This is a genomic window from Paenibacillus sp. RC334 (assembly GCF_030034735.1).
Classification (GTDB): Bacteria; Bacillota; Bacilli; order Paenibacillales; family Paenibacillaceae; genus Paenibacillus; species Paenibacillus terrae_A.
This window is the reverse complement of the sequence record NZ_CP125370.1, coordinates 4,858,134-4,880,875: the sequence shown is the minus strand read 5'-3', so window position 1 is coordinate 4,880,875 and position 22,742 is coordinate 4,858,134. Positions and strand designations below refer to the sequence as shown.

Genomic DNA, 22,742 nt, shown 5'->3' with positions numbered 1-22,742 from the left:
GGACCCTTCATTGGGACTGTTTGTATTTTGGTGGATAGCAGATGAAGCGATGGCGAAAAGGCCGTTCAGTCTGCTTTACTTTTTTTCTACACAAGGCTCTTCCACAGAAAATTCCTCCAGCACCGTTGTTTTATCACCATAAACCCTGTCTAAGTGTTCTTCCCCCCATAAGCAAAAACGATCAAGCAGATCTTTAAAGTTCCTTCCGTATTCACTAAGCTCATACTCTACTTTGGGTGGAACCTGGTTATAGATAATTCGGTGGATGATCTCGTCCTTTTCCAGCTCTCTAAGCTGTTGGGTAAGCACTTTTTGGGTGATTTTTGGAATGAGTTGACGGAGTTCATATGTACGTTTTCTGCCGTTGGTTAAATGATACAGGATGGTGGCTTTCCATTTCCCGCCGATGACCTCGAAGGTCGCTTCAATACCGTGCATATATGTTTTGGTATTATCTTTCATTTGCTTTTCTCCTCTCGGATCTGTAGTGCAAAAAAAGCACTAAGGAACCTTAAAGTACCTACGGTACATTGAAGTGCGTACTTCACACTTTCATATATATCAACCATAATAGCATCTGTAGACAGGGTACACCAATCACGAGGAGAAAGAAGGTTACGGATAACATGAAAGTTCTATTGGTCGTTACGCATCCTAGAGAAGATTCACTTACCCTTGCAGCCATGAATCGTTTTGTAGAGGGATTGAAGGAGAATAAGCACGAGGTAGATATTTTGGACTTGTATCGGGATGGGTTTAATCCGGTATATAGCGCGGCAGATGAGCTGGATTGGAATACGCCTCATAAACAATATGCTCCTGAAACACGGAGAGAGATGGACAGAATTGCTGCTGCGGATGCTCTGGTCTTTGTATTTCCTCTATGGTGGTACAGTGTTCCTTCCATGCTAAAAGGGTACCTGGATAAAGTGTGGAACATAGGTTTACTTGAGGAGTTCAAGACAAAACAGGTCTTGTGGCTGTGCTTGGCGGGAGGAACGAAAGAACATTTGATCAAGTATGAATACCACGATATAGTTACTAATTATTTGAACAAAGTGATTGCTGTCTACGCGAGAGTAAGAGAGTCCAGGGTTGAGTTCTTCTACGATACCTTGTCCGAATCGAAAGAATACATTGAAGGTCTGCTGGAGCACGCCTATCAATTAGGTCGAGCATATAAGTAAACTTGAAAGAGCTATCCCAAAGCACCTTCAAAACCACTTTTATAGTGATTTCAAAGGTGCTTTTTATTTTAAGTATGAATTGGGGATAGCTACCCTTTTATTGGATCGTGTATAGGCGCTGGAGCTCCTCCTTGAACAGAGATCCCGCCGCCAGGCGTGCTAGTTGGACCAGCGGAATGAGCTGCCCCCATTCCAGGAGCATCGCCTGTAGCATTTTTGGCCAGCTTTTGCTTTTCCCACAGCGCTCTGGCTATGACCAGCATGGAGAGTACACCGACATATAGCAACAGTGATCCAAGTTCGGGAAGCATTTCTTGTAAAGGCGCACCACGAAGTCCCATCGTGCGCACAAATTTGTACAGCCATGCAAATGGGAAGAAATCACCGATTTGGATTGCTAAAGGCGGAAACAACGATCTTGAGAGAACGGCTCCCGAGAGAACAAAAGCAGGCATGAGTATAATAACCATTCTGCCGATGGCTACTCCCGGATGTGCAGCGCCCCAAGCAACCAGGATATTGATACAAACTGTACCGAATACATACAGAACAACCGGAATGATAAAGAGAACCGGATTGGCCTCGAATCGGCTGCCCCCAAACATTTTAAGTACTCCGAGAGAGAAGATTAAACCTGCCGTCGAAAACAGCGTGTAAGGAAGAATACGCAGTAATATGTTGAACGGATTTTGAAGTTCTGCAGCCAGCCTTCTGGAAACCCTTAGTCTGGCTATAAGAGGTAAGCTGTTAATATTAAGCATCATAAAAGAGAACATACAGGTAAATGCAAGCACTGTTGTATTCTGATAATCATTCGTTGGATTAAAGAGGGAGCGTACCTCAAGAGCGATGCCATTTAATGCTCCCTGGGTCTGTTCCGCGTTCATTCCGGTTTTCATGATAGCTGGAACGGACAGTCCCATATTCTCGGATACGCTAATTTCCTGCATGGCCGTGCGGATCAAAGTAATAGATTGGACATTGGTGTTATCCAGAATCAGCCCCACACGACTGGAAAGGGAGCGATTGTGATTGGCCTCCAAACCCTTCGGCAGAGAAATAACAGCCAAATATTTCTCGTGATAAAAATATTGTTCAGGGTTGTCAGTGTATGAAACAACCTCAGCCACGTTCATATTAGGGGAGGCATCTATTTTCTGGATGAACTCACGGCTATAGGCTGTGTTATCCTGATCCACCACGACTACGTTAGCTTCGTTAATTTGGCTGCTTGGGAGTAGCAGTGAATATCCCAGCACTGCAATCAGCGGGAAAATGATAGCTATGATCGGATACTTGGAATGAACCAGGTACGTCCATTCATCACGAAGAGATTTCATCAGTATTCACCTTAACTGTCATACCCGGTAGCAAAGTAGACTCTTTTGGTACATATACACGTACTTGGAATGTAGCGGTATCCGCCTCACCTTTTTCACGAGACATTTTTACATTAGCGAATTGTGGTGCAGATGTAACATAGCGTACAACACCTTGCAAATCCTTATTTAGAGCCGAGATGTGGGTTTTAACTTCTTTATTGGCTTTAAATTTCCCCACTTGATCTTCGTTCACGTAGAGATCGTAATATAACTCGTTGGTTTCTAAAGTAATAACGGGAGCCCCTTGTCCCACATTTTCGCCCACTTTGGTACTGATAGCACTGATCTTGCCATCCTGCGGTGCTTTCAACACCAGACGTTCTTTTTTGAGTAATAGCGTTTTAAGCTGAACTTCCTGGGTTTCCTTTTGCTGTTGTAGAAGATCAACGGCCAGCTTCTGATCTGCTAGCTGTTGACGACTTTGCTGAATGGTTTCCAGTTGTGTTTTGGAACGATCCACGGACAATTGGGCACCACGAATTTCTTCCGCTGCTTGTTTTACAGCAACAGATGCTTGTGTCGTTTGCTCTTTGGCTTGCATTCGTTCTTCCGCGGTTGCGCCATTGAGCAGCTTTTGCAGAGACTCTTGTTGCTGACTCAACTGATTTTTAGCTAAAGTCAATGATGAATCGGCATCATCCAATGCAACTTTGGATACACTGCCTGCATCATATAGTGCTTTGTTACGATTATAGTTAGTTTGGGCCGTCTGAACGCTTTTGGTTGCGGAGGCTACTGCAATTCGCTGTTGCTGGACATCCTCATGCCGAGCACCATCATTGACGTGCTTTTCCGCTGCCGTGGCTTGACGCTCAGCGGCTTCTGCCCGCTGCAATGCTGCTTGACTCTTGCTTTGAGTTACTTGAGATTGTGCAATATCGAGCTGTGCCTGCTTTTCCTGAGTTGCAGCTCGTGCATAACCTAAGTCAATTGATTTTTGCTGTTGGCTGATCTGTGTATTGAACTGGGCAATTTGCGTTCGTAGTTGCTCCATTTGCAAATCTACATCTTTGGCGTCCAGCGTCATAAGGATAGTACCTTTTTTTACGGGAGTTTCCTCTTTTACTGGAATGCTGAGGACTTTTCCACCTACTTGTTCAAAGGATACATGAATGCTGTCCGAATTCAGGGTTGTACCTTTAACAGATCGTGAAGCATTGACTTGGTCTTGTCCGTTGGTTTGAAGGAGAAAACCTCCGCCGATCAGACAGGCAATAGAAATTAGAGGAATAATGAGACTGGTGATTTGTGTGCGATTCATTGAGTAAATACGCTCCTTTAAGTTAATCAATTGGCTTAGGCATGGAGATAGAATAAATAATAGGGTATGTAGATATTATTTATTTTAAAATTAAAAAGTAACCCGGCTAACTAAAGCATAAATTTTAGAGTTATTATGGTTTCGCTTTTTTATATATTTCTTGTGCTTGGGGAATGCCGAGTTCTATTTTTTGCAGTAACGTCAGCAATAACTCTTTTTCATCGGTGGATAGGTGGCTCATCAGCTTGGAGGTGCTTGTAAAATGTACAGGCAGCAGCCGCTCCATCAATGCTGTCCCTTGATCAGTCAGTTTAACGATGCTCATACGACGGTCAGAAGGGTGACTTTGTCTAATGACAAAACCATCGCGCTCTAAGCGGTCAATGAGTCCGGTAACAGTAGGTTTGCTTATTCCCACTTTCTCCGCAAGCTCTGTAGCCATCAGTCCTATGTTCATGTTTCGGTACAAGAGAATTAATATTGAAAATTTTCCATGAGATATACCGAATTGTTCAAAGCCCTCAAAGCTAACTTTAAAAGTACTGGAGGATACGCGCATAAAGAATAGCATGGCTTCTGTGGCTTTGATATCAATCTCGGGAATACGCTTGGAAAATTCTTGAAGTGTTTCACGAGTGGGCAAATCCCGTAAATCAAAATCCATAGGGTTCTCCTTTCGACTGGAAGTTATTACAATTCGGAATTTTGTTAGCTGGCTAATCATAATACAATAATATTTAAATTACAAGCTAAATTTTGATGAAATCTTTGTTTACGGAGTTTATAAATTCTTATCGGAAAGCGAACGTTTATCTTTGTTCCCTATCTTTAAGCCCACCAAAATCATCGTACATATGATCATAGCCAGTATGAACAAGGTTGGCATAAACGTCTGAAAAAGGTCGAGGCTCAGCCCGATCAAGGCAGGTCCCAGAGAGCCTAGCAAATATCCTCCAAATTGCATCATTGCAGACCATGAGGTAGCTTCTTCTGTATGCGCTGCTTCTTCGATTGGAATGAGTAGTGCTAAAGGAAACAATCCACCAGCTCCAATGCCCAGGAAAATAGCAGCCACCCAAGGAGAAGAGTGTGTCATCAACAGGACAATGCCGATCAATTCAGATAGACCACATAGAAGCAGCCATGTTGTTCTGTTTCCTGATTTACCGGCAAGAAGAGGGATGAAGAAGCTTACCGGGATTTGAATCAGGGTAAATAGGGTAAGCACCATACCGGACTGAGCATGGTCTAAACCCGCAGCTTGCGCGATGGGGGCCAACCAAGCAGTCACAGCGTAAAAAATACCCGCCATACAGCCAAAAAATAAAGTAAATAAATGTACCCGTTTATTCCTGATCGAGAAAGACGAACTCCGCAGGTTTTTTGCAGGAACTTCTCTTTTTTGGAGCAGGGGGAGAAGGAGTAGCACAGCGGGAACCGCTAAAATGCTCCAGAAGCTCAGAGCGTGCTGCCAAGAGTCCATTTGTCGGAAAAGTGGCACAGAAAAGCTGGATGCAACGGCTGCTCCGATTACCATGGAAACGGAATAAAGCCCGGTTAACCCTGGTTTCTCGGGAAAATATTTTTTGATAAACCCCGCAACCAAGGGGCCTGCGATTCCGATACCTATTCCAGAGAATATAGCGGTAGCGAGCAGGAAGGAAGTATGATGAACGAACATGCGCAGGAACGTGGCTATGAGGATCAACAGCATGGCTGCAAGCAAAGATCTTTCAACGCCTAAGCGATGCTGGAGCCAGATAGATGACAGAGAGAAGAGGCCCATACAGAAAATAGGCAGCGCCGTAATTAAACTGGCGGTCACCCCGCTTAATCCCAAATGAGCTTGAATGATATCCAGTAAAGGCCCGACGGACGTAATGGAGGGTCTTAAATTTAAGGAGATAAAAAATATAATCAGGATAAGATACACCAAACGCATACAAAACGCCTCTTTTCTTTAACGTTGAATTCATTGTAGATTTCGCTCTATAATAGATCAATACTATTTATTCTATATAAACAATAGTTATAAACTATGATTTGGAGGCGAGATTCTATGGAAATACGGCAATTGCAATATTTTCTTCGATTGTGCAAAGAGCTGCATTTTTCTGAGGCCGCCTACAAGCTGGGAATTTCGCAACCCACGCTGAGCCAGCAAATACGGGTATTAGAGGATGAGGTGGGGGTCCCTTTGTTCGACCGTATTGGCAAGAAAACCGTAAAGACGGAAGCAGGCGAGCTTCTGGAGCACTACGCTTCACAAGTCATTCAGCAATTGGAAAATGCAAAAAACGCCATATCTGATCTGACCCATCTCCATACCGGTCATTTGCGTGTTGCGGTTCTGCCCTCTGACCTGGATTATCGACTGACTCCTGTACTGATCAGCTTTCACAAGGAGTTTCCTCATACGAAGGTTCAGGTCATTCCCTCGATTGATATTTACAATGAAGTGCTCGATAATAAAGTGGATATTGGAGTAGGCTTGGGGATTCATTCGGATCACCGTTTGCACCGCATCCCTTTTTATACGGAAACGCACAGCTTGTATGTAAATACAGAACATGATTTAGCAGACAAAGATATAATTGTACCGGAAGACTTGGCAAAAGTTTCTTTAGTGATGTATCCCAAAGGATTTGTCGGGCGTGATCTGGTGGATCGTTGGTGTGAAGATCAGGGGGTTTTAATCCATCCTTTGATGGAAACAGGCTCAGCAACATCTCTGTTTCAACTGGTGAAAGAAGGCATAGGAGCTACGATTCAGCCGAGCCAATTGATTGAAAGCTTCGGGTCACTGGGGATTCGCGCGATTCCGATCAAGCATGCACCTACCCGACATTTGGAAATGTTTTATCGTGTAGATAAATATGTAGGTCCAGCCGCAAAAGCCTTTATTCAAAAAATGGAGACGTTTTTTACAAATTGAAATCCAAAGTGAGGAACCTTGAATGACGACAAAACTATACTACTCTTCTCCGACCCTTACGGAGTGGGAGACTCATATTACACGCAGCATGGAAAGAGACGGCGGATATTTTGTTATGCTGGAGGAAACGGCTTTTTATCCGCATGGAGGGGGTCAGCCATGTGATACGGGAACGATTCAGGGCGTTCCGGTGGTGGATGTTTTTCTGGAAGAGGGCGATATTTGGCATCAGGTCGAACGTTTGCCGGAGGCTGAGAAGGTGGCTTGCACATTGGATTGGGAGCGCAGATTTGATCATATGCAGCAGCATAGTGGACAGCATTTGTTGTCGGCGATTTGTCGGGAGCTGCTGGGAGCGCGGACGGAAAGCTTTCATCTGGGACAAGAGTACGCCACAATTGATGTAAACTGTTCTGAACTGACACCTGCGCAGTTATCCGCCATCGAGCAGGAAGTGAATCGGCAAATCTATAGTAACCGTAGCATCCAAAGTTATATAGTGACGAACGAGCAATTGAAGGACATTCCACTTGTAAAAATGCCTAAAGTAACGGAGAATATCCGCATTGTCGAGATTGAAGGTATTGAATACAATGCTTGCGGCGGTACACATGTTGGCCGAACCGGGGAAATTGGAATGATCAAATGTCTGAAATGGGAGAAGCAAAAGGGGCTAGCGAGAATCCATTTTAAATGCGGCCTTCGCGCGCTTCAGGACTTTAACGAAAGTCTTCAGATTTTGGACGTGCTGTCTGCGAAGTTTAATACCGGGCGCAAGGATATTTTGACCCGCTTTGAAAAGTGGGAGCAGGAGCACAAGCAGCTCAAGGCGGAAGTGGACATCCTGCAAGAAGAAAATACTTCGTATCAGGCAGCAGAGTTGCTTTCTGCTGTTCAGGGGAAAGTTTTGGCTCATATTTTTGAACAAAAAACCTTTCAGGAATTACAGCAAATGGCTGCCAAGCTGACATCTGAGCATGATTTACTTGTATTATTAGCCACAACAGCAGAAAACAAAATCATTCTGACGCATAACGGCACACAGCATGTTGCCTGCGGAGCATACTTTAAAGAGCATCTGGGCGCGTTTCAGGGTAAGGGTGGCGGCAGCAACCAATCGGCTCAGGCAGCGTTCTCGTCCCGTGAAGACCTTTTGAACTTTTTTGAAACCGCCCAGCGACAGTTTATTCAGGGCTAATGCAGGATTAGTGGCTCAGGGGTAGCTTCCACTTATGTTCTTTTTCCGTAAATAAAATAAAAGAAAAAATGAGTGCCACTACAGCGCCCCAGATGGCTTTATCTCCAATAGCCAACGTCAAAAATCCTCCCAGAAAAGCCCCGACCAGAAAGGTGATCAGGATGACACCGTAACGCATGGCACGAATGGCAGCATTCGTGTCCTTGGTCGTAATGGCGATATACACCGCCTCTGTCGCAGATCTGAGGTTCCCCGTGCTGACGGTGGAGGTGTACGGCGCATCAATGAGCTTGCGGAAGGAAGTCATTTGTACGGAAGCGACGAACGAGACGATCACCGTCACCACCGTATTGGGAACCGACTGCGGAATCAGACCCACGATGAAAAAAATGAAAATTTCCAGCAGTAGAATGGCACGGGCCCAGTCCGGTGTCAGGCGGTGGGTGGATTTTCTCTTAATCCCCTCGGCTACAAAAACACCCAGTGAAAAGGCGATCAGGGGCGGGATATGGGCTAACGCCTGACCCCAGTTTCCCTGAATGGCTTTGACAGCCAGCAGTACGATATTGCCTGTCTGTGCATTGGCGAACACGCCATCTCTTCCGACAAACGTGTATGTGTCCAGAAACCCCCCTACTAAAGAAAGTAAGGCGCCCAGTCGTAACGATTCGGACGTTACTTGATGTAAATGGATTTTGCCTTTCATATTCACGGCAGAAGCCTCCTATGCTACAACGTCGATTCCTTTAACATAGCACGACTATTCCGATTCGACAATTCCATTGGACACTGCGGCACGAAAAACAGGTGTAAAAGGAGAAAAAGTCATGGAGAATAAAGGATTTGTGGAGGCAATTCGCAGCATGACTGCGGGCGAACAAAGATTATGGCTGATAGACATCATACAAGTGACAGAAGCTGTGAAACGGAACGAAGCTTCTAAAGATGATTTGTATGAGCAAGTGTCAGAGTTATATGATTACTTGCTTGAGACTCAAAACAGACGCTCATGGTGGGAGCCTGACGAGGGTGGCACGCAGGTGCATATCGTGATTGGCGATTCTTTTGCAGGGAGTATGAAAATAGCACTCAAACAACTGGGATGGGAAGATACGCATCGGGTTATTCCTTTTCGGGATAACTATGCCATCGGCCCATTGTGGCAGCTTCAGCAGGAAATGGGGCGCAGGCAACGGCGGGAATGGTTCAGAGATCATATTTATGATGAGCATGATGAGGATGCTGAAAGGGATGATTTTCTGTTGCTGGAGCAGTTTGCTGCTATTCCAGCGCAGGCGGATATTACGATCTGGACGGGGAGCAATACTCCTGAGCAGGTGGGGCTTCGTTTGAGCATGTACCTGCTGAGGAATATGTCTAACGATATTCGGATTAAAAATGCGGCAGATGCTTACAGCCGCGTATTTAAACGTCCGGATGCTACAGGCCTAAGATCAGGCGAGATACCTGCCGACAAACTACAAGCTATTCTAAGTCGAGAGGACAAGGATGTTTCTTTAACACCAGAAGAAAGAGAACGAATGGCGGAAGAATGGTGTAAGCTGGCGATGAAGCCTGAGGTGCTACGTATATGGAAGGATGGGAGCATCGTTAATGTAGAAGAAAACGATTATGATGCCTATATTATGAGTAAGGTGGATGAGTTGCACAAGCGGCAAGTCCAGCCTGATTATATCAAATCAGCAAGAGTGATCGGAGAAGCTATGGGGCACCTGGATCAGCAGATGGGAGATGAATTTTTCGAATATCGGCTTCGAGCCCTGATTTATGAGGGAATGCTGGAAATCAAAGGCGTTCCAGGAGCCATGAGACGTTATAGTATTAGAAAGAAAGCATCTCCAAGTCCAATAAAAAAAGGGCCTGAAAATGCTTGATCGTATTACCTGTTCTGTGGGGGGCTCGGCTCAAACCTATTGCAAGGCTTGAACGAGGGCTTCGCCAAATTCCTGTGCGCCGTCTGGACCGTCAGCAGTAATAATGTCGCTATGTGCAACCACATGCTGAGTCACATATTCGACTTGATGCGTCTGGAGCTGATCCTTTTGCACATCCACCGGATAGCATGCAGCCGCTCTGCCGGAGAGCAGCCCGGTTTGGGCCACGGCTACAGAGCCAGCACAGATGCCGGACAACAGAATCTTTTGCTCATGCGTTTGTTTTAGCAGGGCTTGGAGATCCGCGTTGTTCCACAGATGATCATTCGTGCCCGATCCGCCGATTACAGCGACCACGTCATAATCAGTAGGGACAGCGTCTGTGAAAACCAGATTCGCGGTCGCTTTACCGTTGTAGTCACCGATAATTTCACCTGTTTGGGTACTAGCCAGCGTAACAGTAACGCCTGCTTGCTCCAGCGCTTCCTTCGGTTTAAACAATTCATCTTCATTAAAGCGTTCCGGGGGTATAATAAAAAGAGCCTTTTTACTCATACTTCATTCCTCCTTGAATGTGAAACGATATCTATTATTGTAGAATGGCTTCGTCCGGCTGTGAAGAATGCACTTTCAAGTGCGGAGGTTACCTGCAGGTTACTATTACGGTGCAAGTACGGTGCAAGATCATGATGGAATAGAAGGAGTTAACCGATATATGTCTGATACGCTGAGAGAAGAAATACGGGAGAAGATCGTCAACGGAGACTATAACTGTGAAAAAGAACTGACCTTGTCGGTGTTAAGCGGCAAGTGGAAGGTCGTCATTTTATGGCATCTGGGTGTGGAAGGGCCGCACCGGTTCAGTGACTTGCAAAGGCTGTTTCCGAAGCTGTCTCATAAAGTACTGACCAATCAGTTGCGAGAATTGATGGAGGACGGCATTGTACATCGAGAGGTGTATCCCGAGGTGCCCCCAAAGGTAGAATATTCAATGACCGAGCTGGGGATGACGATTTTACCTATTGTAGAAATGATGTATGATTGGGGGAAAAAGCGGGTTCAGTCTATTCGCGAGGAAATGCTACGCGACGATATATAAGTAAATCATAGGGCAATCCGTCATATGAAAAATAGAACGCCTTGCGTCATGAGTACAATTGTACTCATGACGCAAGGCGTTCTTTGGCATGTTAGCAGTCTGTGTCCGTGTTGATTTAACGCAGGTTATTGCTGCTCAATTGCTGGCAGAACTTCAATCCAGCGGGTAGCCCAAGTCCCGATATGGTCAAACAACGGCGCTAAATCGCGTCCCTTATCCGTAAGGGAGTATTCGATCCGAACCGGCTTCTCGGGATAAACCATACGTTGTATGATTCCTTCTTCCTCAAGCTCCTTCAAGCGATCGGAAAGGACCTTCCCGCTTAAATTGGGGATTGAATTCTCAATCGCGACAAATCGTTGCGGACCGTTAGTTAGTTGAAACACGATTAATACCGTCCAACGTTTGCTCAGTAGCTCCATGGCTTTTTCAAACCGTGGGCACATTTGCGGAATGTTCATGTGATCACCTCATGCTCCTATTATTAACGATCCACTGTTAAAAGTAAATGATTTTACTTTACATAAATTTATTACTTGACGAAATAGAATGATATAAATATACTTTGTTACATAAAGTAACTTGTCGGATTCGATACGGACGTATATATAGCATTTTCCATCATTCGATTCCCCACGCTCGAAAGTACAATATATAGACGAACTAAACCGCTTCGATCTATATATTGCTGATTCGAAATCGCTCTTGGGATTGTTGCAAAATGCTTAAAATTTGATATTATAACGATGCAATTAAATTAACAGGTACGGACTAATTGTTGAGGTCATGGTTTAGGCGCAGGAGGAAGTCAGATGAAGCTGGAATGTGAAGTGTGCGTAGTTGGAGGGGGACCAGCCGGGGCCTTGTTATCCTGTTTGTTGGCGGAGCAAGGTGTTTCGACGATATTGGTTGAGCGGCAGAGCGTGGCGGGAAAGGCTTTTCGCGGCGAAATTTTAAATGATGAGGGTCAGCAAGTGATCCAAAAGCATAAGCTGCTCGAACAAATTCATGAGGACTACATCCTCGCTTCGACGAGAATCGAATATTGGGAGCATCAGCAGCAGGTGAAGACGATTGAGCCAGCGGTCGGTAATGTAGGGGTCCATATTCCACAGCCTCATTTTTTGGACGCTTTGCTCAAGCAGGCGGCTACGTATGAGTCCTTTCGTTATTTGGCGGGCACGACAGTGACTGCGCTGGAAGGCGATAGCGAGCAGGGATACACGGGCTTGATCGCTTGCGATAAGAACGGCGATGAGGTTACGATTCGCAGCTCTGTTATTGTCGGGGCAGATGGTCGCTATTCGACCGTGCGCAAGCTGGCGCAGATGCCAGTGACGAATATCAGACACGGCTATGATCTGCTGTGGGCCAAAATTACTGCACCTGCCGGATGGGAGCCTGTCACACGTCTGGCATTGGTCAACGGGCGGCAGTTGTCTTTATTTTCGCAGGCTGAGGGTTATATTCAAATAGGCTGGAATGTGGAGGAAGGTAGCTTCCAAACTTTGTTCAAGCAGTCTTTCGAACCGTTCATACACTTGTTAGTTGAGACTTTCCCGGACTTAGAGCATAGCGTACATGATCACATTCGTTCGTGGAAGGACTTCGTACCGTTGGATATTTTCAGCAGCCGCAGTGATACGTGGTCGCGGAACGGACTGGTCCTCATTGGAGATGCGGCGCATACCATGACACCTTCCGGAGCTTTTGGCTTGAACGCCGCCTTGAAGGATGCCGATGTACTGGCGAGTGAGCTTCTTCGTTTGCGTCAGGAGGGTGGATATACCGCAGCGGGCCTAAAAGAGTTCGAAGACGAGCGGCGGCAGACTGTCACAGAGCTTCAGGAACGACAGCTTACGATGGAATCCACGTTTCATGAATATTTTTTACAAGCAGAAAATCAAATCATATAAATCAGCGATTAGCCTTTAAATAGCCGGGGCTTCCGGATGGATAGAGCTTATATAAAGGACGGTGCAGAGAGATGAACCAAAAAGACGTAGCTACGTTACTTAATGATAAAATTCAAACGATTCGCGGAGAGCAATCTTCGACGATTTTGGTAGGGCCGATTAAGCTGCCAGTCAATTTGGAAGGGGAAACGGTTGTTTTTCAATGGTATTGCTGGTTGCCTGTACGGGATGAGGAAGATCGTCAGGACTTGATGAATGCCACCGCTGACACGATTGTGAAGCGTTTGTCCACACTGAATTTGGCAGAGGGGCAGCAATCGAGCGTACTGGTGTACGGCGATCTTCAACAGTCGGAAAAGGCGCTTGTTCGTATGCATAGCATTTGTCATACTGGAGATATTTTTGGCAGCAAGCGTTGTGATTGCGGATTTCAGCTCCACCAGTCCATGAAAATGATTGTGGAGCACGGAACGGGTGCGTTGTTCTATCTGGCAAACCATGAGGGCCGTGGGATTGGCTTGTTTAGCAAAGCAATGGCTTACATTTTGCAGGAAGAAGGTATGGATACCGTCGAAGCCAACCACCAATTGGGCTTTGAAGATGATACTCGCAATTATGCGGATGCGATTAATGTGCTCCGTCACCTGAGACAAAAACCAGTAACCTTGATTACGAATAACCCTAAAAAACTGGAAGCCTTGAAGCAATCCGGTATGAATGTCGCAGGGCGTATGCCGTTGTGGGGTGATGTGTCGCAATATAATGAACGGTATTTAAATACGAAGGTGGAACGGTCCGGCCATTTGCGGGATTTCGATTTCAGGGAGGTTCTATGACCACTCACGAGAAATATATGCGTCTGGCGCTGGAAAATGCCAAAAGTGCAAAGGGACAAACGGAACCGAATCCGCTCGTCGGCTCGGTCATTGTGAACAACGGCCGCATTGTCGGGATTGGCGCTCATCTGAAGCCTGGCGAGCCACATGCCGAGATTCATGCTTTGCTTATGGCGGGTGAACATGCTCAGGGAGCAACGATTTATGTGACGCTGGAGCCGTGTTCCCACCATGGACGGACAGGCCCGTGCGCGGAAGCGATTGTGAAGGCTGGCATTCGTCGGGTCGTTATTGCGGCGCTGGACCCTAATCCGCTGGTTTCGGGCAGAGGGGTACAAATCCTGAAGGATGCGGGTATTGAGGTCATCGTTGGGGTATGTGAGCAGGAATCTGTCCGCATGAATGAAGTGTTTAACCAATATATCGTGAGCAAGCGTCCTTTTATCACGATCAAATCAGCGGTGACGCTGGATGGCAAAATTGCCACTCGAACCTCGGAAAGCAAATGGATAACGTCCGAGGTTGCACGAGAGGATGTGCATCGCCTTCGTCACGAGCATGTAGGGATACTGGTCGGTGTACAGACAGTCATTCACGATAATCCGCAGCTTACAACTCGTCTGCCAGAAGGTCGGAATCCGATTCGCATTATTCTGGACAGCACGCTACGCATTCCTTTGGATGCCCGTGTTATTACAGATGGTGAGGCACCTACCTGGATATTTACAGGACGTGCTTATGATGAAGGCAAGCGGAATCAGCTGGAACAGTTGGGTGTAAAGGTATATCCGACACAGGATGAAAACAGTGATCGGGTCAACCTGCCGCAAATGCTGGATATTTTGGGTACGGCGGAGGTATCTTCGGTGTTCGTGGAAGGCGGGGCCGAGGTGAACGCTTCGTTCGTGCAGCAAGGACTGGCAGACAAGCTCGTGCTGTATATTGCGCCAAAGCTGGTTGGAGGGCGTGGAGCACCGGGCTTTCTCGGGGGAGAAGGCGTGTCCGCCATGAGCGATGCGGTTGGGCTACAAGATTTGAGCGTAACGCAGGTTGGCGTGGATTGGAAAATAGAAGGGTATTTTGGGCGGGAAAAATGAGTGAGGTTGTGGGTGGGAGAAAGCGCTCCGCGAAGGGGTTGATCTTCCGATCGCTGTTGCAGTGGGATTCTTCGGATTGTATAAGACATGTAGAGGTAAGAATCCCACTGCAAAGGCGAACGCTCACGCTTCTCCAGATTCAACCCCTCCGCTCCGCTACTACCCGCCACAAAGTAACTCATTTTTCCGAAATGGTGTGGAGCAATGGGGGAAGGGCAAAAGGACTTAAAGGCTTAAAGACTTAAAGACTTCAAAGATTGAGGATCTGAAGGGCTACAAGCCTGGAGGATTCTTTTTTGTATACCTAACGTTTATTAGGGTGAATGGTTATTGGGATGAATAACTCATAGGGTGAACACCTAATGGTGTGAATGGTTTAGGGAATGAAGAAGTTTACATATATTGCAATATGGCAAAAGACACGAGGGAAGCGAATGTGCTTCTCAGGTGTCTTTTTTTTCTTTTTTTATGGAGTCGTAATACTTTCGCCATGTTCGTGAGTGCGGGTGTGCGTGATAATGATAAAGGCTGATACAGAAAGATATTACCGAGGTGAGGATTTCAAATGGTCCCGCAGTGCCTGCCTGATCGGGTGAGGTATCCTGTAAATCTGATGTATCCACCAAATTAGGGTTCGAATCCCAATCGCCTTCCACGCGACTCATGGTAGAGTATTTAAAAAATCGAAAAAAACCACTACAAAGACCCTAATGAGTATCCCATGTCTGGTCCACATGACAGAAATCGGGGAGGTGGCTATGCGGCCAGCGGATACCGGGGAGAGCAAGCGCTGACAGGCTCCGAAGCTTCGGGAGATATGAGTTTACAGTCGATGTTGGACTGATGAATTCCATCCTCGCAACACGGGAACAGGCGGAACCTTCCTTTTTCCTCAAGCTTGGCCCCGCCGTCCACACCGGAGGGATGCTCTGCAAGGGTCACTAACCCTACTACAACGAATAAAAATGAAGAATCCTCATTTTAAAAATGTGTTGATTTTAAGGCGGGCAGCAGCGGAGCGGTCCATTTGAATCTGAAGAAGCGAAGCGTTCGCCTTTGCAGTAGAATTCCTACCTTTGAATGTTTTATCAATCCTAGGAATTCCACTGCAACAGCGATCGGAAGATCAAATGGACCGCGGAGCCGCCACACGTAGAAAAAAGCACACTTTTAAGCTGAGGATTTTAAATACTAGGAGTGATACGATGTTTAAGAAAATAACGATTAAATCGGATGAGCGCGGGCTGCTGTTTAAAAAGGGAAGCTATCACAAACTGCTGCTCCCAGGGACTTACGTATTGAAGACATTTCAGCAGGAAACGGTTGAAATTTTAAATGTTGCCGAACCGTTTTTTGTACCGGATCATGATATTCGTTTGTTTTTGACGGATTCCGATCTGCTGGAGCAATTGAGTGTCGTCGATGTAGAGGATTATGAATATGTGCTGCATTATGAGGATAATCGGTTCGTGGAGCTGCTGCCCGCTGGGAAATATGCCTTCTGGAACGTGCTCAAGGAGCATCGTTTTGTTCATGCGGATACCCGGCAGCCTGCGATTGATAAGGCGTTGGGGCAAGCCTTTTTGGCCAAGACACAGGGCTTCTGGAAGGCGCTTCAGGTGGCAAGCTATGAGCTGGGCTTCCTGTATTATGATAACGTGTTGCAAGGCGAGCTGAAGCCGGGTAAATATTACTTCTGGATGTCGACGGTGAACACGGAGATCAGAACGATAGATTTGCGTCAGCAGCAGATGGACCTGATGGGGCAGGAAATCATGACAGAGGACAAAATCACACTGCGCCTGAACTTCGTCTGTCAGTACCGCATTGTTGACCCGCTGCGGGCGCTGGAGTTCCGGGCATTCGAGGAGCAAATGTACATTATGCTTCAACTGGTGCTGCGTGAGTATGTCGGAACGATGAAGCTGGATGATTTGTTGAAAATGAAGCAGGAAATTGCGGAATATGTCTTGACCCGACTGAATGAGCAAAGCGGCGAATATGGGGTCGCTTTTACGTCGGCAGGGGTGAAGGATATCATTTTGCCGGGGGATATCAAGGATATTTTGAACACGGTGCTGCTGGCAGAGAAAAAGGCTCAAGCCAATCTCATCACACGGCGCGAAGAAACGGCGTCCACTCGCAGTCTGCTGAATACCGCCAAGCTGATGGACGAAAATGCCACCCTCTACCGTCTCAAAGAGCTGGAGTTTCTGGAAAAAATCTGCGAGAAGATTGGTACCATTTCGCTGACTGGCGGGAATACGCTGCTGGAACAGTTGAACACGCTGGTTCACATGAAGGATGGACAGGGGACCGTATAGAGGGATAGCGGTAGGTTTCACGCCCCTTAACGCAAAATACCACCCAAAAGATGAGCGCGAGACGGCTCAAGCTTTGGGTGGTATTTTACATCAATACGCTTAATTCGTCTTAGTCGAAGCGAGAAAAGCGTCCATATCAATCACCGGAACGAGAGCGCCCTGATGCTCCAGTACGGTAGGAAACAGCTCGCGTTGCCACTCTTCCTCGTTGCTTTTCAACTGACTGTCCAGGTCGGAAGCCGTATCCTCTACCTGATCGACGAGCAGAGCAATTTTTGCCCGGCTGAGCAAAATCATTTTGTCCTCGGAGGACTCGCCTGAAGCAGGGAGCAGCAGTTTTTTGCGCAAATTCAGGATCGTAAATACGTCACCGCGAATGGTGACCATTCCTTCATGCCATGACTCGGAAAAAGGAAGCGGTGTTCCTTTCTTGGCATTCATGACTTCTTCCACTTCTACAAAGTTTAAAGCGAACGTTTTGCTCGCCAGTTTGCACACAATAAATTCGGACATAGGCCAATTCTCCTTACATTTGAGATAAGACTACTACAGGTTGTGAAGTGACGTTAAAATGGGTTAACTATTGCGTTTTAACAAATGGAAAGATAAAGTTGAAGGTGCTATGTAGCCAGGTTCTATTCACAGAATATCACAAAATAGCAGTTAAATCTTCCAAATGGCCAAGGCATGGCGCTCAGTTTCTCCTAATATGAGATGCTTTAGGAGATTGAAGTTGTGTCCGGTGGCACTACATTTTAAGATAAGCGGGTTGAGGTAGAATGGATCATGAAAAGCAGCGTCTAAGTATCGAGGCAGCCAGATTATACTATCTGAACGACTATAGCCAGCAAGAAATTGCAGTCAGACTCGGGGTATCGCGTCCCACGGTATCGCGGTTGCTTCAAGCTGCCAAGGAACAGGGATATGTGAGAATCAGTATTGTTGATCCGATGGAGGATATGGATGAGCTCGGAGAGCAGATCAAGAAGAAATACGGGCTGGATACCGTTCTGGTCTGCTATTCGCCGTTAAATGAATATCAGGAGATCAAGAAGCATATTAGCAAAAAAGCTGCCGATTATTTGCATGAAACGGTACAAGATGCAGATATTATTGGAGTGACGTGGGGAACGACGATGCATGCGGTGGCGCTTCATCTCCAGCAAAAGCAGGTGAAGGGCGTCGAGGTCGTTCAGCTCAAAGGAGGCGTAAGCCATTCGCATGTCAACACGTATGCCGTGGAGACGGTGAATTTGTTCGCGGAAGCCTTTCACACGATTGCACGGTATTTGCCGTTGCCTGTGATTTTTGATAGCCACGCCGTCAAGAAAATGGTCGAGGAGGATCGGCACATCCAGCGTATCATTGAGCTTGGCAAGCAGGCGAACATTGCCGTGTTTACGGTGGGGACGGTCAAAGAGGATGCGCTGTTGTTCAGATTGGGCTATTTTAACCATGAGGAACAGAAGTTGTTGCAAAAAATCGGCAAGGGCGATATTTGCTCACGTTTTTTTGATGATGAGGGCAATATATGTAGTCAGGAAATTAACAGTCGTACCGTTGGCATTGATTTGCCTGATTTGCGCAAGAAGGAGAAGGCGATTCTCGTAGCAGGAGGACAGCGCAAAGTGGAGGCCATACGGGCATCGCTGCGTGGTAAGTATGCGAATATTTTGGTGACGGATCAGTTTACGGCACAGGCACTTTTACAGTAGACATATGGTTCGGCGTGAGGAAATATAAGCTAAACTAAAAAATGAACAGTTAAAACGGAGTAGGCGGAGTGGTGCTGTACAAGCGAAGCACCATCCGACTGCGCAGTGGCGCAAAGTGGCGCAATAGGTAACTTTTAAGTTCAGTTCATAGATGGGTAATGTGGACTGTAGATAACGTCTTATGTGCAGGCTTGAACATAATTTCAAAATGTGTTTTACATATGTTCAATGCCGTGCTATGATGGTCTTATCACAGAGAAGTAAAGGACATCGGTCCTAATACGATCTCTCTAATGAAGGAGCGTTTAGAGAATGAACATTGCAGGATTGATCGACCATACATTGTTGCGTGCAGACGCGACGAAGGATGAAATTACAAAATTGACCGCTGAGGCGAAGAAATATCAGTTTGCTTCCGTATGTGTGAACCCGACCTGGGTAGCTTACTCGGCAGAGCAACTGGCAGGAACAGGTGTGAACATTTGTACCGTTATCGGTTTCCCGCTGGGAGCCAATACGACGGCAACGAAAGCGTTCGAAACGAAGGATGCTATTGCTAACGGTGCGACTGAGGTTGATATGGTTATTAATATAGGCGCTTTGAAAGCGCGTGATTTACAGCTCGTTGAGCAGGACATCCGTGCAGTCGTGGAAGCAGCCGCGGGTACACTGGTAAAAGTAATTATTGAAGCATGCTTGCTGACAGACGAAGAAAAGGTACTGGCTTGCGAGCTGTCGGTCAAAGCAGGAGCTAATTTCGTGAAAACTTCGACAGGCTTCTCTACAGGCGGAGCTACTGTGGAAGATGTGGCTTTGATGCGCAAAACCGTAGGACCTGAGATTGGTGTTAAGGCTTCCGGCGGCGTACGCAGTCTGGAAGACGTACAGAAATTAGTAGAAGCGGGCGCAAGCCGGATCGGTGCAAGTTCCGGTGTGACAATCATCGAGGGCCAGCAGTCTACATCTTCCTACTAAGTTCATTTTAAAGTCATGGAGGGATTCGCGATGAAGGATCAATTGATTCAGGAAGCGCTTGAGGCGCGTAAACAGGCATATATTCCGTACTCGAATTTTCAGGTCGGTGCTGCGGTTCTCGGAAGCGATGGCACGATTTATCGAGGATGTAATGTGGAAAATGCCTCCTACGGCTTATGCAATTGTGCGGAACGGACAGCGATTTTTAAAATGGTATCCGAAGGATGCCGTAAAATTGATGCCATTGCGATTGTAGCAGATACGGAAGGGCCTGTGTCTCCATGCGGAGCCTGTCGTCAGGTGATTTCCGAATTTGCTCAACCAGATACCAAAGTGTATCTGACCAACCTTCATGGCAACACGGAAGAGTGGACGGTGGACCAACTACTGCCGGGTGCTTTTCGACCTGCCGATCTGGGGAAATAAAAAAAAGAATGCCTCTTTCGGGGCGCATTCTTTTTATGGGTAATGTAAGCGCTTAATGTAATGAGGGGGAAAATAAAATGAAATATGTAATTGCTCTGGTGGGACTGCTTGTTGTATTTGCACTTACTTACGTTGCCAGCAGTGACAAACGTAAAATCAGGTATCGTCCGTTGGTGGTAATGGTTGTATTGCAGGCGGCACTTGCTTTTGTATTGCTGCATACAGAGATTGGTGAAATTCTGGTCAAAGGTTTTGCAAAAGGGTTTAACAGTCTGATTGGATATGCTATGGAAGGAATTAACTTTGTATTCGGCGGGATTGCGAATGAAGGAGCGGCGCCGTTCTTTATCGGTGTATTGCTGCCAATCGTGTTCATATCCGCGCTGATTGGGATTTTGCAATATGTAAAAGTGCTGCCTTTTATTATTAAATATATCGGGCTTGTCTTGAGCAAAGTAAACGGAATGGGTAAACTGGAATCCTACAACGCTGTAGCTTCGGCTATTCTGGGTCAATCCGAGGTGTTTATTTCCGTTAAAAAGCAAATTGGTCTCCTGCCGAAGCATCGACTATATACGCTGTGTGCGTCTGCGATGTCTACGGTGTCCATGTCGATTGTGGGAGCCTACATGCAAATGTTGAACCCCAAATATGTGGTTACTGCTTTGGTGTTGAACCTGTTCGGCGGCTTTATTATCTCTTCGATTATTAATCCGTACAAGATTGAGAAGGAAGATGATTTGCTGGAGGTTCAGGAGGAAGAGAAGCAGTCCTTCTTCGAAATGCTCGGGGAGTATATTATGGACGGTTTCAAAGTCGCCATTACGGTAGCTGCGATGCTGATCGGTTTTGTGGCGCTGATTGCCATGGTTAACGGGATTTTCTCCTGGGCGCTTGGAATAAGCTTTCAATCCTTGCTTGGTTATGTGTTTGCGCCTATCGCTTTTGTCATGGGGATTCCATGGAGCGAAGCGGTTCAGGCGGGCAGCATTATGGCCACCAAGCTCGTGTCTAACGAATTTGTGGCGATGCTGGATCTGACCAAGCAAACGGGCTTGTCGGATCGCACAATCGGGATCGTATCGGTGTTCCTCGTATCTTTTGCAAACTTCTCGTCCATCGGTATCATTTCCGGGGCTGTGAAGGGTCTGCATGAGAAGCAGGGGAATGTGGTGGCCCGCTTTGGTCTGAAGCTGTTGTACGGCGCGACGCTGGTTAGCGTGCTGTCGGCAACGATTGCAGGGTTGTTTTTGTAAAAAAAACAGCGAGTTAGGAAAGGAATTTCATCATGTCTAAATTCAAACGGATTCACTTGGTTGTTATGGACTCTGTGGGGATCGGCGAAGCGCCGGATGCTGCCCAGTTTGATGATTACGATGTAGATACACTGGGTCATATTGCCCGCGAACGCGGCGGTCTGAACATGCCGAATATGGGTAAGCTCGGTCTGTCCAATATTCGTTCTATTGAAGGGATGCAAGCCGCTGAGCAACCTTTGGCGTATTACACCAAAATGCAGGAAGCGTCCAACGGTAAGGATACAATGACCGGACACTGGGAAATCATGGGCTTGAATATTGCGGTTCCTTTCCGCGTATTCCCTGATGGTTTTCCGGATGAGCTGATTCAGCGCATTGAGGAGCATACGGGCCGCAAAGTCATCGGCAACAAGCCTGCCAGCGGAACGGAAATCATTGACGAGCTGGGCGAGGAACATGTGAAAACAGGAGCGCTCATCATCTATACATCGGCGGATTCGGTGCTGCAAATTGCGGCGCATGAGGAAGTTGTACCTTTGAAGGAGCTTTATGAGATTTGCGAGTTCTGTCGTAAAATCACGCTGGAAGACCCGTACATGCTGGGCCGGATTATTGCGCGTCCGTTCGTAGGAGAGGCTGGGAACTTCTCCCGCACCTCCAATCGCCATGATTATGCGCTCAAGCCGTTTGGTCGTACCACAATGAACGAGTTGAAGGATGCAGGTCTGGATGTGATCGCATTGGGTAAAATCTCCGACATTTATGACGGCGAGGGTGTTACGAAAGCAGTGCGCACCGTGTCTAATATGGACGGTATGGATAAGCTGGTGACTACGCTGGATGAAGATTTTACCGGGTTAAGCTTCTTGAATCTGGTCGACTTTGATGCCGTATATGGTCATCGCCGTGATCCGCAGGGATATGGTCAGGCTTTGGACGATTATGATGCCCGTCTGCCGGAGGTATTCGCTAAAATGACGGATGAAGATCTGCTGATTATCACCGCAGACCACGGGAATGACCCGACGTATCGGGGAACGGATCATACACGTGAATATGTGCCTCTGTTGGTGTACTCCCCACGTTTTGCAGCTGGAGGCAAGGAGCTTGCGGTACGTAAAACGTTTGCGGATATCGGAGCGACGGTAGCGGATAACTTTGGTGTGAAGCTGCCTGAACACGGAACGAGCTTTTTGGCAGAGCTTCAATAATCGGAATTAGAATCAGGATTAAGCTC

At 46.7% G+C, this 22,742-nt stretch carries 24 protein-coding genes; 15 read left to right on the top strand and 9 right to left on the bottom strand.

Annotated features, from left to right (window positions below):
* Positions 1 to 75 precede the first annotated feature (75 nt).
* Entirely contained in the window at positions 76 to 462 is a 387-nt protein-coding gene (locus tag QMK20_RS22550; RefSeq protein WP_283653402.1) for a winged helix-turn-helix transcriptional regulator, read from the bottom strand.
* Between the two features lie 164 nt (positions 463 to 626).
* Between QMK20_RS22550 and QMK20_RS22545 the strand changes: the two genes are divergently transcribed.
* Entirely contained in the window at positions 627 to 1,187 is a 561-nt protein-coding gene (locus QMK20_RS22545; RefSeq protein ID WP_044644578.1) for an NAD(P)H oxidoreductase, read from the top strand.
* Positions 1,188 to 1,276: 89 nt separating this feature from the next.
* On the opposite strand, the gene QMK20_RS22540 is transcribed toward QMK20_RS22545, so the two are convergent.
* The 4 genes from QMK20_RS22540 to QMK20_RS22525 all read right to left on the bottom strand — a co-directional run bounded on the left by QMK20_RS22540 (position 1,277) and on the right by QMK20_RS22525 (position 5,772).
* The gene (locus QMK20_RS22540) at positions 1,277 to 2,527 is read right to left on the bottom strand and encodes an ABC transporter permease (RefSeq protein WP_283653401.1); all 1,251 of its coding nucleotides are present in this window, start codon (positions 2,525 to 2,527) and stop codon (positions 1,277 to 1,279) included.
* Positions 2,511 to 3,830 carry an HlyD family secretion protein gene (locus QMK20_RS22535; RefSeq protein ID WP_283653400.1) on the bottom strand — a complete coding sequence of 440 codons (1,320 nt, stop codon included), beginning with the start codon at positions 3,828 to 3,830 and terminating at the stop codon, positions 2,511 to 2,513. Before QMK20_RS22535 ends, QMK20_RS22540 begins: the two co-directional genes overlap by 17 nt.
* A 133-nt stretch (positions 3,831 to 3,963) precedes the next feature.
* The gene (locus QMK20_RS22530; RefSeq protein WP_283653399.1) at positions 3,964 to 4,494 is read right to left on the bottom strand and encodes a MarR family winged helix-turn-helix transcriptional regulator; all 531 of its coding nucleotides are present in this window, start codon (positions 4,492 to 4,494) and stop codon (positions 3,964 to 3,966) included.
* A gap of 117 nt (positions 4,495 to 4,611) precedes the next feature.
* On the bottom strand, positions 4,612 to 5,772 hold the full coding sequence (locus QMK20_RS22525; RefSeq protein ID WP_283653398.1) for an MFS transporter: 1,161 nt from the start codon (positions 5,770 to 5,772) through the stop codon (positions 4,612 to 4,614).
* Positions 5,773 to 5,889: 117 nt separating this feature from the next.
* Here QMK20_RS22525 and QMK20_RS22520 point away from each other — a divergent pair, with 117 nt between their 5' ends.
* Together QMK20_RS22520 and QMK20_RS22515 are read left to right on the top strand one after the other, a co-directional pair.
* Positions 5,890 to 6,765, top strand: a complete 876-nt coding sequence (locus QMK20_RS22520) for a LysR substrate-binding domain-containing protein (protein ID WP_283653397.1) — start codon at positions 5,890 to 5,892, stop codon at positions 6,763 to 6,765.
* 22 nt (positions 6,766 to 6,787) lie between these two features.
* Positions 6,788 to 7,963 (top strand): alanyl-tRNA editing protein, encoded by a 1,176-nt coding sequence (locus QMK20_RS22515; RefSeq protein ID WP_283653396.1) that lies wholly within the window; start codon positions 6,788 to 6,790, stop codon positions 7,961 to 7,963.
* A gap of 7 nt (positions 7,964 to 7,970) precedes the next feature.
* Here QMK20_RS22515 and QMK20_RS22510 read toward each other — a convergent pair whose 3' ends face one another.
* Positions 7,971 to 8,675 (bottom strand): YoaK family protein, encoded by a 705-nt coding sequence (locus tag QMK20_RS22510; RefSeq protein WP_349361871.1) that lies wholly within the window; start codon positions 8,673 to 8,675, stop codon positions 7,971 to 7,973.
* Between the two features lie 115 nt (positions 8,676 to 8,790).
* On the opposite strand from QMK20_RS22510, the gene QMK20_RS22505 reads away from it, so the two are divergent.
* Positions 8,791 to 9,858 (top strand): DUF1835 domain-containing protein, encoded by a 1,068-nt coding sequence (locus QMK20_RS22505; protein WP_283653395.1) that lies wholly within the window; start codon positions 8,791 to 8,793, stop codon positions 9,856 to 9,858.
* A gap of 36 nt (positions 9,859 to 9,894) precedes the next feature.
* Here QMK20_RS22505 and QMK20_RS22500 read toward each other — a convergent pair whose 3' ends face one another.
* Positions 9,895 to 10,413 carry a DJ-1/PfpI family protein gene (locus tag QMK20_RS22500; RefSeq protein WP_283653394.1) on the bottom strand — a complete coding sequence of 173 codons (519 nt, stop codon included), beginning with the start codon at positions 10,411 to 10,413 and terminating at the stop codon, positions 9,895 to 9,897.
* A 160-nt stretch (positions 10,414 to 10,573) separates the two neighbouring features.
* On the opposite strand from QMK20_RS22500, the gene QMK20_RS22495 reads away from it, so the two are divergent.
* Positions 10,574 to 10,957: a winged helix-turn-helix transcriptional regulator gene (locus QMK20_RS22495; protein ID WP_192511468.1), complete on the top strand. Its 384-nt coding sequence runs from the start codon at positions 10,574 to 10,576 to the stop codon at positions 10,955 to 10,957.
* Between the two features lie 125 nt (positions 10,958 to 11,082).
* Here QMK20_RS22495 and QMK20_RS22490 read toward each other — a convergent pair whose 3' ends face one another.
* Positions 11,083 to 11,418, bottom strand: a complete 336-nt coding sequence (locus tag QMK20_RS22490) for a winged helix-turn-helix transcriptional regulator (protein ID WP_069290443.1) — start codon at positions 11,416 to 11,418, stop codon at positions 11,083 to 11,085.
* Between the two features lie 351 nt (positions 11,419 to 11,769).
* Here QMK20_RS22490 and QMK20_RS22485 point away from each other — a divergent pair, with 351 nt between their 5' ends.
* The 5 genes from QMK20_RS22485 (at position 11,770) to QMK20_RS22465 (ending at position 17,130) form a co-directional block, all read left to right on the top strand.
* Positions 11,770 to 12,873 (top strand): FAD-dependent monooxygenase, encoded by a 1,104-nt coding sequence (locus tag QMK20_RS22485; RefSeq protein ID WP_283653393.1) that lies wholly within the window; start codon positions 11,770 to 11,772, stop codon positions 12,871 to 12,873.
* Positions 12,874 to 12,944: 71 nt separating this feature from the next.
* Positions 12,945 to 13,709, top strand: a complete 765-nt coding sequence (locus QMK20_RS22480) for a GTP cyclohydrolase II (RefSeq protein ID WP_283653392.1) — start codon at positions 12,945 to 12,947, stop codon at positions 13,707 to 13,709.
* On the top strand, positions 13,706 to 14,806 hold the full coding sequence (ribD, locus tag QMK20_RS22475) for a bifunctional diaminohydroxyphosphoribosylaminopyrimidine deaminase/5-amino-6-(5-phosphoribosylamino)uracil reductase RibD (protein ID WP_283653391.1): 1,101 nt from the start codon (positions 13,706 to 13,708) through the stop codon (positions 14,804 to 14,806). The genes QMK20_RS22480 and ribD overlap by 4 nt, the downstream gene beginning before the upstream one ends.
* Before the next feature lie 721 nt (positions 14,807 to 15,527).
* Positions 15,528 to 15,650 carry a hypothetical protein gene (locus QMK20_RS22470; RefSeq protein ID WP_283653390.1) on the top strand — a complete coding sequence of 41 codons (123 nt, stop codon included), beginning with the start codon at positions 15,528 to 15,530 and terminating at the stop codon, positions 15,648 to 15,650.
* Positions 15,651 to 16,011: 361 nt separating this feature from the next.
* Complete coding sequence (locus tag QMK20_RS22465; RefSeq protein WP_283653389.1) at positions 16,012 to 17,130, top strand: slipin family protein; 1,119 nt, start codon at positions 16,012 to 16,014, stop codon at positions 17,128 to 17,130.
* A 99-nt stretch (positions 17,131 to 17,229) separates the two neighbouring features.
* On the opposite strand, the gene QMK20_RS22460 is transcribed toward QMK20_RS22465, so the two are convergent.
* A complete protein-coding gene (locus QMK20_RS22460) occupies positions 17,230 to 17,643 on the bottom strand; it encodes a chemotaxis protein CheW (protein WP_283653388.1) in 414 nt (137 codons plus the stop codon).
* Between the two features lie 266 nt (positions 17,644 to 17,909).
* Between QMK20_RS22460 and QMK20_RS22455 the strand changes: the two genes are divergently transcribed.
* The 5 genes from QMK20_RS22455 to deoB all read left to right on the top strand — a co-directional run bounded on the left by QMK20_RS22455 (position 17,910) and on the right by deoB (position 22,716).
* Positions 17,910 to 18,845, top strand: a complete 936-nt coding sequence (locus QMK20_RS22455; RefSeq protein WP_283653387.1) for a DNA-binding transcriptional repressor DeoR — start codon at positions 17,910 to 17,912, stop codon at positions 18,843 to 18,845.
* A gap of 312 nt (positions 18,846 to 19,157) precedes the next feature.
* Positions 19,158 to 19,820, top strand: a complete 663-nt coding sequence (deoC, locus tag QMK20_RS22450) for a deoxyribose-phosphate aldolase (RefSeq protein ID WP_283653386.1) — start codon at positions 19,158 to 19,160, stop codon at positions 19,818 to 19,820.
* 30 nt (positions 19,821 to 19,850) lie between these two features.
* Positions 19,851 to 20,246: a cytidine deaminase gene (locus QMK20_RS22445; RefSeq protein WP_044644559.1), complete on the top strand. Its 396-nt coding sequence runs from the start codon at positions 19,851 to 19,853 to the stop codon at positions 20,244 to 20,246.
* 77 nt (positions 20,247 to 20,323) lie between these two features.
* Positions 20,324 to 21,502, top strand: coding sequence for a NupC/NupG family nucleoside CNT transporter (locus QMK20_RS22440; RefSeq protein ID WP_283653385.1), 1,179 nt, complete (start codon positions 20,324 to 20,326; stop codon positions 21,500 to 21,502).
* A 32-nt stretch (positions 21,503 to 21,534) separates the two neighbouring features.
* A complete protein-coding gene (gene deoB, locus QMK20_RS22435) occupies positions 21,535 to 22,716 on the top strand; it encodes a phosphopentomutase (RefSeq protein ID WP_283653384.1) in 1,182 nt (393 codons plus the stop codon).
* The last annotated feature ends 26 nt before the right edge of the window (positions 22,717 to 22,742 follow it).

Bases quoted from the DNA above. Each gene is read 5' to 3' on its own strand.
- QMK20_RS22550 (WP_283653402.1), bottom strand. From the start codon at position 462: ATGAAAGATAATACCAAAACATATATGCACGGTATTGAAGCGACCTTC.
- QMK20_RS22545 (WP_044644578.1), top strand. From the start codon at position 627: ATGAAAGTTCTATTGGTCGTTACGCATCCTAGAGAAGATTCACTTACC.
- QMK20_RS22540 (WP_283653401.1), bottom strand. From the start codon at position 2,527: ATGAAATCTCTTCGTGATGAATGGACGTACCTGGTTCATTCCAAGTAT.
- QMK20_RS22535 (WP_283653400.1), bottom strand. From the start codon at position 3,830: ATGAATCGCACACAAATCACCAGTCTCATTATTCCTCTAATTTCTATT.
- QMK20_RS22530 (WP_283653399.1), bottom strand. From the start codon at position 4,494: ATGGATTTTGATTTACGGGATTTGCCCACTCGTGAAACACTTCAAGAA.
- QMK20_RS22525 (WP_283653398.1), bottom strand. From the start codon at position 5,772: ATGCGTTTGGTGTATCTTATCCTGATTATATTTTTTATCTCCTTAAAT.
- QMK20_RS22520 (WP_283653397.1), top strand. From the start codon at position 5,890: ATGGAAATACGGCAATTGCAATATTTTCTTCGATTGTGCAAAGAGCTG.
- QMK20_RS22515 (WP_283653396.1), top strand. From the start codon at position 6,788: ATGACGACAAAACTATACTACTCTTCTCCGACCCTTACGGAGTGGGAG.
- QMK20_RS22505 (WP_283653395.1), top strand. From the start codon at position 8,791: ATGGAGAATAAAGGATTTGTGGAGGCAATTCGCAGCATGACTGCGGGC.
- QMK20_RS22500 (WP_283653394.1), bottom strand. From the start codon at position 10,413: ATGAGTAAAAAGGCTCTTTTTATTATACCCCCGGAACGCTTTAATGAA.
- QMK20_RS22495 (WP_192511468.1), top strand. From the start codon at position 10,574: ATGTCTGATACGCTGAGAGAAGAAATACGGGAGAAGATCGTCAACGGA.
- QMK20_RS22490 (WP_069290443.1), bottom strand. From the start codon at position 11,418: ATGAACATTCCGCAAATGTGCCCACGGTTTGAAAAAGCCATGGAGCTA.
- QMK20_RS22485 (WP_283653393.1), top strand. From the start codon at position 11,770: ATGAAGCTGGAATGTGAAGTGTGCGTAGTTGGAGGGGGACCAGCCGGG.
- QMK20_RS22480 (WP_283653392.1), top strand. From the start codon at position 12,945: ATGAACCAAAAAGACGTAGCTACGTTACTTAATGATAAAATTCAAACG.
- ribD (WP_283653391.1), top strand. From the start codon at position 13,706: ATGACCACTCACGAGAAATATATGCGTCTGGCGCTGGAAAATGCCAAA.
- QMK20_RS22470 (WP_283653390.1), top strand. From the start codon at position 15,528: ATGTCTGGTCCACATGACAGAAATCGGGGAGGTGGCTATGCGGCCAGC.
- QMK20_RS22465 (WP_283653389.1), top strand. From the start codon at position 16,012: ATGTTTAAGAAAATAACGATTAAATCGGATGAGCGCGGGCTGCTGTTT.
- QMK20_RS22460 (WP_283653388.1), bottom strand. From the start codon at position 17,643: ATGTCCGAATTTATTGTGTGCAAACTGGCGAGCAAAACGTTCGCTTTA.
- QMK20_RS22455 (WP_283653387.1), top strand. From the start codon at position 17,910: ATGGATCATGAAAAGCAGCGTCTAAGTATCGAGGCAGCCAGATTATAC.
- deoC (WP_283653386.1), top strand. From the start codon at position 19,158: ATGAACATTGCAGGATTGATCGACCATACATTGTTGCGTGCAGACGCG.
- QMK20_RS22445 (WP_044644559.1), top strand. From the start codon at position 19,851: ATGAAGGATCAATTGATTCAGGAAGCGCTTGAGGCGCGTAAACAGGCA.
- QMK20_RS22440 (WP_283653385.1), top strand. From the start codon at position 20,324: ATGAAATATGTAATTGCTCTGGTGGGACTGCTTGTTGTATTTGCACTT.
- deoB (WP_283653384.1), top strand. From the start codon at position 21,535: ATGTCTAAATTCAAACGGATTCACTTGGTTGTTATGGACTCTGTGGGG.